Annotated in this window: 18 protein-coding genes; all 18 read left to right on the top strand. The window is 61.6% G+C overall.

What is annotated here, in order from left to right; translation table 11 throughout:
* Positions 1–110 precede the first annotated feature (110 nt).
* The 18 genes from rpsJ (at position 111) to rplR (ending at position 8502) form a co-directional block, all read left to right on the top strand.
* Positions 111–419, top strand: coding sequence for a 30S ribosomal protein S10 (rpsJ, locus tag C7I87_RS29960; protein ID WP_010909272.1), 309 nt, complete (start codon positions 111–113; stop codon positions 417–419).
* 61 nt (positions 420–480) lie between these two features.
* Positions 481–1203, top strand: a complete 723-nt coding sequence (gene rplC, locus C7I87_RS29955) for a 50S ribosomal protein L3 (protein WP_023757978.1) — start codon at positions 481–483, stop codon at positions 1201–1203.
* Positions 1203–1823 carry a 50S ribosomal protein L4 gene (rplD, locus tag C7I87_RS29950; protein ID WP_027145573.1) on the top strand — a complete coding sequence of 207 codons (621 nt, stop codon included), beginning with the start codon at positions 1203–1205 and terminating at the stop codon, positions 1821–1823. Before rplC ends, rplD begins: the two co-directional genes overlap by 1 nt.
* On the top strand, positions 1820–2113 hold the full coding sequence (locus C7I87_RS29945; RefSeq protein ID WP_010909275.1) for a 50S ribosomal protein L23: 294 nt from the start codon (positions 1820–1822) through the stop codon (positions 2111–2113). The genes rplD and C7I87_RS29945 overlap by 4 nt, the downstream gene beginning before the upstream one ends.
* 22 nt (positions 2114–2135) lie before the next feature.
* Entirely contained in the window at positions 2136–2969 is an 834-nt protein-coding gene (gene rplB / locus C7I87_RS29940) for a 50S ribosomal protein L2 (RefSeq protein WP_127278266.1), read from the top strand.
* A gap of 16 nt (positions 2970–2985) precedes the next feature.
* Positions 2986–3264 carry a 30S ribosomal protein S19 gene (gene rpsS / locus C7I87_RS29935; RefSeq protein WP_027044977.1) on the top strand — a complete coding sequence of 93 codons (279 nt, stop codon included), beginning with the start codon at positions 2986–2988 and terminating at the stop codon, positions 3262–3264.
* Between the two features lie 2 nt (positions 3265–3266).
* Positions 3267–3656, top strand: coding sequence for a 50S ribosomal protein L22 (gene rplV / locus C7I87_RS29930; RefSeq protein ID WP_010909277.1), 390 nt, complete (start codon positions 3267–3269; stop codon positions 3654–3656).
* On the top strand, positions 3656–4381 hold the full coding sequence (gene rpsC / locus C7I87_RS29925; protein WP_013895697.1) for a 30S ribosomal protein S3: 726 nt from the start codon (positions 3656–3658) through the stop codon (positions 4379–4381). Before rplV ends, rpsC begins: the two co-directional genes overlap by 1 nt.
* 27 nt (positions 4382–4408) lie before the next feature.
* The gene (gene rplP / locus C7I87_RS29920) at positions 4409–4822 is read left to right on the top strand and encodes a 50S ribosomal protein L16 (RefSeq protein WP_006205460.1); all 414 of its coding nucleotides are present in this window, start codon (positions 4409–4411) and stop codon (positions 4820–4822) included.
* Between the two features lie 13 nt (positions 4823–4835).
* Positions 4836–5036 (top strand): 50S ribosomal protein L29, encoded by a 201-nt coding sequence (gene rpmC / locus C7I87_RS29915; protein ID WP_006205459.1) that lies wholly within the window; start codon positions 4836–4838, stop codon positions 5034–5036.
* A gap of 11 nt (positions 5037–5047) precedes the next feature.
* Positions 5048–5287: a 30S ribosomal protein S17 gene (rpsQ, locus tag C7I87_RS29910; RefSeq protein WP_010909280.1), complete on the top strand. Its 240-nt coding sequence runs from the start codon at positions 5048–5050 to the stop codon at positions 5285–5287.
* Between the two features lie 84 nt (positions 5288–5371).
* On the top strand, positions 5372–5740 hold the full coding sequence (rplN, locus tag C7I87_RS29905) for a 50S ribosomal protein L14 (protein ID WP_006205457.1): 369 nt from the start codon (positions 5372–5374) through the stop codon (positions 5738–5740).
* A 12-nt stretch (positions 5741–5752) separates the two neighbouring features.
* Positions 5753–6067, top strand: coding sequence for a 50S ribosomal protein L24 (rplX, locus tag C7I87_RS29900; RefSeq protein WP_006205456.1), 315 nt, complete (start codon positions 5753–5755; stop codon positions 6065–6067).
* Positions 6060–6638 (top strand): 50S ribosomal protein L5, encoded by a 579-nt coding sequence (gene rplE, locus C7I87_RS29895; protein WP_127278265.1) that lies wholly within the window; start codon positions 6060–6062, stop codon positions 6636–6638. Before rplX ends, rplE begins: the two co-directional genes overlap by 8 nt.
* Before the next feature lie 27 nt (positions 6639–6665).
* Positions 6666–6971 (top strand): 30S ribosomal protein S14, encoded by a 306-nt coding sequence (gene rpsN / locus C7I87_RS29890; protein ID WP_010909282.1) that lies wholly within the window; start codon positions 6666–6668, stop codon positions 6969–6971.
* Between the two features lie 12 nt (positions 6972–6983).
* Entirely contained in the window at positions 6984–7382 is a 399-nt protein-coding gene (rpsH, locus tag C7I87_RS29885) for a 30S ribosomal protein S8 (protein ID WP_006205453.1), read from the top strand.
* An 88-nt stretch (positions 7383–7470) separates the two neighbouring features.
* Positions 7471–8004: a 50S ribosomal protein L6 gene (rplF, locus tag C7I87_RS29880; RefSeq protein ID WP_013895694.1), complete on the top strand. Its 534-nt coding sequence runs from the start codon at positions 7471–7473 to the stop codon at positions 8002–8004.
* A 138-nt stretch (positions 8005–8142) separates the two neighbouring features.
* Complete coding sequence (gene rplR, locus C7I87_RS29875) at positions 8143–8502, top strand: 50S ribosomal protein L18 (RefSeq protein ID WP_149907592.1); 360 nt, start codon at positions 8143–8145, stop codon at positions 8500–8502.
* The last annotated feature ends 74 nt before the right edge of the window (positions 8503–8576 follow it).

Raw genomic sequence — 8576 nt, 5'->3', positions numbered from 1 at the left:
GCACCGTCGGTGCCGGCATCGTCGTCACCATCAAAGAGTAATTTGGACTTAAACCGATCTGTCGCGGGCGCCGGAGTTGCCCGCGCCGCGCCAGAACAAGGAAGTGACGCATGAACGGACAGAATATCCGCATCCGCCTGAAGGCGTTTGATCACCGCGTGCTCGACGCCTCGACGAAGGAAATCGTGTCGACGGCCAAGCGCACTGGTGCAAACGTCCGCGGCCCCATTCCGCTGCCGACGCGGATCGAAAAGTTCACGGTCAACCGGTCGCCTCACGTCGACAAGAAGAGCCGCGAGCAGTTCGAGATGCGCACGCACAAGCGTCTGCTCGACATCGTCGATCCGACCCCGCAGACCGTCGATGCTTTGATGAAGCTCGATCTGGCCGCCGGCGTCGACGTCGAGATCAAGCTCTAAGGGAATGAGAGCGCGGTAAGGGGCGGTGCCCCTGGCCCGGAACTCTAAAGGAATTGAACCGATGCGTTCAGGTGTGATTGCAAAGAAGGTGGGAATGACCCGCATCTATAATGATGCCGGGGAACATGTTCCCGTCACCGTTCTCCAGATGGAGAACTGCCAGGTCGTGGCACAGCGCACGCAGGAGAAGAATGGCTACACCGCCGTTCAGCTCGGCGTTGGCCTCGCCAAGGTGAAGAACACGTCGAAGGCGATGCGCGGTCATTTCGCTACCGCTTCCGTCGAGCCGAAGGCGAAGGTAGCCGAGTTCCGCGTCTCCGCCGACAACATGATCGATGTTGGCGCCGAGATCACCGTCGAGCACTTTGTCGCCGGCCAGAAGGTCGATGTGACGGGCACGACGATCGGCAAGGGTTTCCAGGGCGTCATCAAGCGCCACCACATGGGTGGTGGCCGTGCGACGCACGGTAACTCGGTCTCGCACCGTACTCACGGTTCGACTGGCCAGCGCCAGGACCCGGGCAAGGTGTTCAAGGGCAAGCATATGGCTGGTCACATGGGTGACACCCGCGTCACCACGCAGAATGTCGAGATCGTCTCGACCGACGCCGACCGCGGCCTGATCCTGATCCGCGGTGCGGTTCCCGGATCGAAGGGCGCCTGGATCCTGGTCCGCGACGCGGCCAAGGTGGCGCTGCCGGCCAATGCGCCGAAGCCCGCCGCGATCCGCGCTGTTGCGGCAGCTGCGAAGAACGAGGCTCCGGCCACAGAGGGAGCGGAATAATGGATCTCAAGATCACAACGCTCGGCGGTAAAGACGCCGGCAAGGTGGAACTTTCCGACGGAATTTTCGGCCTTGATCCTCGCGAGGACATCCTGCAGCGCGTCGTGCGCTGGCAGCTTGCCAAGAAGCAGCAGGGCACGCACAAGGCCAAGGGCCGCGCCGAAATCGCGCGTACCGGCGCCAAGATGTACAAGCAGAAGGGTACGGGCCGCGCCCGTCACCACTCGGCACGCGCTCCGCAGTTCCGCGGCGGCGGCAAGGCCCACGGCCCGGTCGTTCGCAGCCATGAGCATGAACTGCCCAAGAAGGTTCGTGCGCTTGGCCTCAAGCATGCTCTCTCGGCCAAGGCCAAGAGCGCGTCGATCATCGTCATCGACGAGCTGAAGCTGACCGAGGCCAAGACGAAGGCGCTGATCGCGAATTTCGCGACGCTGGGCCTGACCAACGCCCTGGTGATCGGCGGCGCCGAGCTCGACAAGAACTTCAAGCTGGCGGCCACCAACATCCCCAACATCGACGTGCTGCCCATCCAGGGCATCAACGTCTACGACATTCTGCGCCGCGGCACGCTGGTCCTTTCGAAGGCCGCCGTCGAGGCTCTCGAGGAGCGCTTTAAATGACCGACCTTCGTCACTACGACGTGATCGTCTCGCCGGCGATCACCGAAAAGTCGACCATGGCCTCCGAGCAGAACCAGGTCGTCTTCAACGTCGCCAAGAAGGCGTCGAAGCCAGAAATCAAGGCCGCCGTCGAAGCGCTGTTCGGCGTCAAGGTGATGGCCGTGAACACGCTTGTCCGCAAGGGCAAGATCAAGCGCTTCCGCGGCACGATCGGCCGCCAGAGCGACGTCAAGAAGGCGATCGTGACGCTGGCCGACGGCCAGTCGATCGACGTCGCGACGGGTCTCTGAGCAAGGCCGCGAGGACAGGACAATGGCACTTAAGAAATTCAACCCGATAACGCCGAGCACCCGCCAGCTGGTCATCGTCGACCGCTCGGGCCTCTACAAGGGCAAGCCCGTCAAGGGCTTGACCGAAGGCCTGACCAAGTCGGGCGGCCGCAACAACTACGGCCGCATCACGGCCCGCTTCATCGGCGGCGGTCACAAGCGTTCGTACCGCATCATCGACTTCAAGCGTCGCAAGTTCGACGTCGTCGGCACGGTCGAGCGCATTGAATACGATCCGAACCGCACCGCCTTCATCGCGCTGATCAAGTATGACGATGGCGAGCTGTCCTACATCATCGCCCCGCAGCGTCTGGCTCCCGGCGACAAGATCGTGGCTGGTGAAGCGGTTGACGTGAAGCCGGGCAACGCGATGCCGCTGGCTTCGATGCCGGTCGGCACCATCGTCCACAACATCGAGCTGAAGCCGGGCAAGGGCGCCCAGGTTGCACGCTCGGCCGGTGGCTACGGCCAGCTGGTTGGTCGCGACCAGGGCATGGCGATCCTGCGCCTCAACTCGGGCGAGCAGCGTGTCGTTCACGGCTCCTGCATGGCCACCGTCGGCGCCGTGTCCAATCCGGACCATGGCAACATCAACGACGGCAAGGCCGGCCGCACCGTTTGGCGTGGCAAACGTCCGCACAATCGCGGCGTGACCATGAACCCGGTCGACCATCCGCACGGCGGCGGCGAAGGCCGCACCTCCGGTGGCCGTCATCCGGTCAGCCCGTGGGGCAAGCCGACCAAGGGCAAGAAGACGCGGTCCAACAAGGCGACCGACAAGTTCATCCTGCGCTCGCGCCATCAGCGCAAGAGCTAAGAAGAGGTAACGCCAAGTGACTCGTTCTATTTGGAAAGGCCCCTTCATCGACGGCTACCTTCTCAAGAAGGTGGATAAGGTTCGTGAAGGTGGTCGCAATGAGGTGATCAAGATGTGGAGCCGTCGCTCCACCATCCTGCCGCAGTTCGTCGGCTTCACCTTCGGTGTCTACAACGGCCAGAAGCATGTTCCCGTCGCGGTGAACGAGGACATGGTCGGTCATAAGTTCGGTGAATTCGCTCCGACCCGGACCTATTACGGTCACGGCGCGGATAAGAAGGCGAAGAGGAAATAATCATGGGCAAGGCCAAAGCTCCGCGCAGGCTTGCTGACAACGAAGCGCGCGCCGTGTTGCGCACGATCCGTATCAGCCCGCAGAAGCTGAACCTGGTTGCCGCGCTGATCCGCGGCAAGAAGGTCGCGACAGCGCTTTCCGATCTCGAATTCTCGGCCAAGCGGATTTCCGGCACGGTCAAGAAGACGCTGGAATCGGCAATCGCCAACGCGGAAAACAACCATGACCTCGATGTCGATGCGCTGGTGGTGGCGGAAGCCTATGTCGGCAAGTCGATCGTCATGAAGCGGTTCCACGCTCGTGGCCGTGGTCGCGCCAGCCGCATCGAGAAGCCGTTCTCGCACCTCACGATCGTCGTCCGTGAAGTCGAAGAAAAAGGGGAGGCCGCATAATGGGCCAGAAAGTCAATCCGATCGGTCTTCGCCTCGGCATCAACCGCACCTGGGATTCGCGCTGGTTCGCGAACACCGGCGAGTACGGCAAGCTGCTGCATGAGGACATCAAGATCCGCAAGTATCTTGAGAAGGAGCTCAAGCAGGCCGCGATCTCGAAGGTCGTGATCGAGCGTCCGCACAAGAAGTGCCGCGTCACTATCCATGCGGCGCGTCCGGGTCTGATCATCGGCAAGAAGGGCGCCGACATCGAGAAGCTTCGCAAGAAGCTGATGGAGATGACGAAGTCCGAGACGCACCTCAACATCGTCGAAGTGCGCAAGCCGGAAATCGACGCGACCCTGGTCGCCCAGTCGATCGCCCAGCAGCTCGAGCGCCGCATCGCGTTCCGGCGCGCCATGAAGCGTGCCGTGCAGTCGGCGATGCGCCTCGGTGCCGAAGGCATCCGCATCAACTGCGCCGGCCGTCTTGGCGGCGCCGAGATCGCGCGCATGGAATGGTACCGCGAAGGTCGCGTGCCGCTGCATACGCTGCGCGCCGATGTCGACTATGGCACGGCCGAGGCGAATACGGCCTACGGCATTTGCGGCGTCAAGGTCTGGGTATTCAAGGGCGAGATCCTCGAGCACGATCCGATGGCTTCGGAGCGTCGTGCGACCGAGGGCGATGCTGCGCATGGCGGTGGTGGTGATCGCGAACGCGGTCGTCGTCGCGAAAACGCCTGAGACATTTAGGAATTTGGAGTTAGAACGATGCTGCAGCCAAAGCGCACAAAGTTCCGCAAGCAGTTCAAGGGCCGTATCCATGGTACCGCAAAGGGCGGCACCAATCTGGATTTCGGTGGTTTCGGGCTGAAGGCGCTTGAGCCGAACCGCGTCACCGCACGTGAGATCGAGGCGGCTCGCCGCGCGATCACTCGCGAAATGAAGCGTGCCGGCCGCGTCTGGATCCGTATTTTCCCGGACGTGCCGGTTACGTCGAAGCCGACCGAAGTCCGCATGGGCAAGGGCAAGGGCGCGGTCGACTACTGGGCGGCGCGCGTCAAGCCGGGCCGCATCATGTTCGAGATCGACGGCGTCAATGAAGAAACCGCCCGTGAGGCGCTGCGTCTCGGCGCGGCCAAGCTCTCGGTCAGGACGCGCTTCGTACAGCGCATCGCAGAATAAGGACGGGCTGATCATGAAAGCCGAAGACATCCGGACCAAGACCCAGGACCAGCTGACCGACGACCTGGCCAGCCTGAAGAAGGAGCAGTTCAACCTGCGCTTCCAGAAGGCCACCGGCCAGCTCGAGAAGACCGCGCGCGTGAGGCAGGTTCGCAAGGACATTGCGCGTATCAAGACCATCGCTGCGGAAAAGTCCGCGGCCAAGAAGGCTTAAGGACGAAAACCATGCCAAAGCGCATTCTGCAGGGCACCGTCGTCAGCGACAAGAACGAGAAGACGGTTGTCGTCAAGGTCGAACGGCGCTTCACGCATCCCGTGATGAAGAAGACCGTGCGCATGACCAAGAAGTACAAGGCGCACGACGAGAACAACGCCCACAAGGTCGGCGATCAGGTGTTCATCCAGGAATCGAAGCCGATTTCCAAGGATAAGCGCTGGATCGTCGTGTCCTCGGACCAAGCCTGACCTCTGGGCGTAAACAACGAATTTTGGACAGACCGGGGAGGGGCTTCGAGCCCGTCCCGTTAGAAAAGAAGAAGGCGGCCAGTCATGATTCAGATGCAAACAAACCTCGACGTGGCGGATAATTCCGGCGCGCGTCGTGTCATGTGCATCAAGGTGCTGGGCGGCTCGAAGCGGAAATACGCTTCCGTGGGCGACATCATCGTGGTGTCGATCAAGGAAGCCATTCCGCGCGGCCGCGTTAAGAAGGGCGATGTGATGAAGGCGGTCGTGGTTCGCACGGCCAAGGACATCCGCCGCCCGGACGGCAGCGTGATCCGTTTCGACAAGAACGCGGCCGTTCTCGTCGACAACAAGAAAGAGCCGATCGGCACGCGTATCTTCGGACCGGTTCCGCGCGAACTTCGCGCCAAGAACCACATGAAGATCATCTCGCTCGCGCCTGAAGTGCTGTAAGGAGCCGGACCAATGCAAAAGATTAGAAAAGGCGACAAGGTCGTCGTGCTGGCCGGCAAGGACAAGGGCCGTTCGGGCGAAGTCCTCTCGGTTCAGCCGAAGGATGACACCGCGCTGGTGCGCGGCGTCAACATGATCCGTCGTCACCAGAAGCAGTCCCAGTCCCAAGAGGGCGGGATCATTACCAAGGAAGCGCCGATCCAGCTGTCGAACATCGCGCTGGCCGACCCGAAGGATGGCAAGCCGACCCGCGTCGGTTTCATCTTCCAGAAGGACGGCAAGAAGGTGCGCGTCGCCAAGCGCTCGGGAGAAGTCATCAATGGCTAAGGCTCAAACCAAGCAGGCGACTGCCAACAACACGCCGCGCCTCAAGCAGGTCTATAACGAGACCATTCGCAAGGCGCTGCAGGAGCAGTTCGGCTACGACAACGACATGCAAGTTCCGCGCCTCGACAAGATCGTGCTGAACATGGGTGTCGGCGAAGCGACCGCCGATTCGAAGAAGCCTTCGGTCGCGGCCGAAGACCTGGCGATGATCGCCGGCCAGAAGGCTGTCGTCACCCGCGCCCGCAATTCGATCGCTGGCTTCAAGGTCCGCGAGAACATGCCGATCGGCGCCAAGGTCACGCTGCGCAAGGAACGTATGTACGAGTTCCTCGACCGTCTCGTGAACATCGCGCTGCCGCGCGTCCGCGACTTCCGCGGACTGAACCCCAAGAGCTTCGATGGCCGTGGCAACTACGCGATGGGCATCAAGGAGCACATCGTGTTCCCGGAGATCAACTACGACAAGGTTGATCAGATCTGGGGCATGGACGTCATCGTTTGTACGACTGCGAAGACGGACGACGAAGCCAGGGCTTTGCTCAAGGCTTTCAACTTCCCCTTCCGCCAGTAACGGCAGCGAGAAAAGGAAAAATCTGAAATGGCAAAGACCAGCTCAGTCGAGAAGAACAACAGGCGCCGCAAGCTTGCCGACCAGTACGGTCCCAAGCGCGCCGCGCTGAAGGCGATCATCATGGATCAGTCCAAGCCGATGGAAGAGCGCTTCCGCGCTCAGCTGAAGCTTGCTGCCCTGCCGCGTAACTCGGCCAAGATCCGCATCCGCAACCGCTGCGAAGTCACCGGCCGTCCGCGTGCCTACTATCGCAAGCTCAAAGTATCGCGCATCGCGCTTCGGGATCTAGGCAACAACGGCCAGATCCCGGGCCTGGTCAAGTCGAGCTGGTAAGGAGGACATAACATGTCATTGAGCGATCCTCTCGGCGATATGCTGACCCGCATCCGCAACGCCTATGGCCGCAAGAAGTCGAGCGTTTCGACGCCGGCCTCGCGTCTGCGCACCCGCGTCCTGGACGTGCTGAAGGCTGAAGGCTATATCCGCGATTACAGCCAGACCGACTTCGACAACGGCAAGTCCGAGATCGAAATCGAGCTGAAGTATTTCGACGGTGCTCCGGTCGTGCGCGAAATCGCCCGCGTTTCGAAGCCCGGCCGCCGCGTTTACGTTTCGGCCAAGTCAATCCCGCACGTCGCCAACGGCCTCGGCATCGCCATCCTTTCGACACCGAAGGGCGTGATGGCCGACCACGAAGCACGCGAGCAGAACGTCGGCGGCGAGATCCTCTGCCAGATCTTCTGATCTGGCAGCTCACCGCAAATTGGAATCCGGTCTTCGGATCGTTCCGAAGACAGAGACCTGAAACAAGAGAAGTGACGAGGACAACAAAATGTCTCGTATTGGAAAGAAACCCGTTTCGCTGCCGCAGGGCGTGACCGCGACCGTCAACGGCCAGACCGTGACGGCGAAGGGCCCCAAGGGCGAGCTGAAGTTCGTGGTGAACGACGAAGTGCTGGTCAAGATGGAAGGCAGCGAGATCGCTGTCCAGCCGCGCGACCAGACCAAGACCGCCCGCTCCAAATGGGGCATGTCGCGCACGCAGATCGTCAACATCCTGCAGGGCGTGAAGGACGGTTTCGAGAAGAAGCTCGAGATCACCGGCGTCGGCTATCGCGCTGCCTTGCAAGGTAAGAACCTGCAGTTGGCCCTTGGCTTCAGCCATGATGTCGTCTACGAGACGCCGGCCGGCATCACGATAACCGTGCCGAAGCCGACCGAGATCACCGTGGCCGGCATCGACAAGCAGCAGGTCGGCCAAGTCGCCGCGGAGATCCGCGAATACCGCGGTCCCGAGCCTTACAAGGGCAAGGGCGTCCGTTACGCCGGCGAGAAGATCGTCCGCAAGGAAGGCAAGAAGAAGTAGTCGGCTTGACCCTGAAAAGTTGCAGACTTTTCGGAGAGGGCCAAGCCACGGAAGTGTAACGCCGCGGGGAGCGGTCGCGGGAGGCGCCTTGCCTACCGCATATGGCGGGCCCCGTTTTTTGAAGGCAAGGAAGACATTATGGGTACCAAGGAAGCCATCCAGCGCCGCGCGCAACGCGTCCGCCGCCAGATCAAGAAGGTTGCCGGCGAACGCCCGCGTCTCTCGGTGCACCGCACGTCGAAGAACATCTACGTCCAGGTGATCGACGACGCCAAGGGTCACACCATCGCTGCCGCCTCGACGCTCGAGAAGGACCTCAAGGGTTCGCTCAAGACCGGCGCCGACACCGCCGCCGCCGCCGCGATCGGCAAGCTGATCGCAGAGCGCGCCACCAAGGCCGGCGTCAAGGAAGTCGTTTTCGACCGTGGCCCGTACATCTATCACGGCCGCGTCAAGGCGCTGGCCGAGGCTGCCCGCGAAGGCGGTCTCAGCTTCTAATGCATGATCCCGAAAAGTTGCAGACTTTTCGGACAAGATCATGCAAAGGAGAAATTCACCGCTGATGACCCAAA

Source organism: Mesorhizobium sp. SARCC-RB16n, from assembly GCF_008520305.1.
GTDB lineage: Bacteria > Pseudomonadota > Alphaproteobacteria > Rhizobiales > Rhizobiaceae > Mesorhizobium.
The sequence above is the reverse complement of the archived record's forward strand: the minus strand, read 5'-3'. Positions and strand labels throughout refer to the sequence as shown.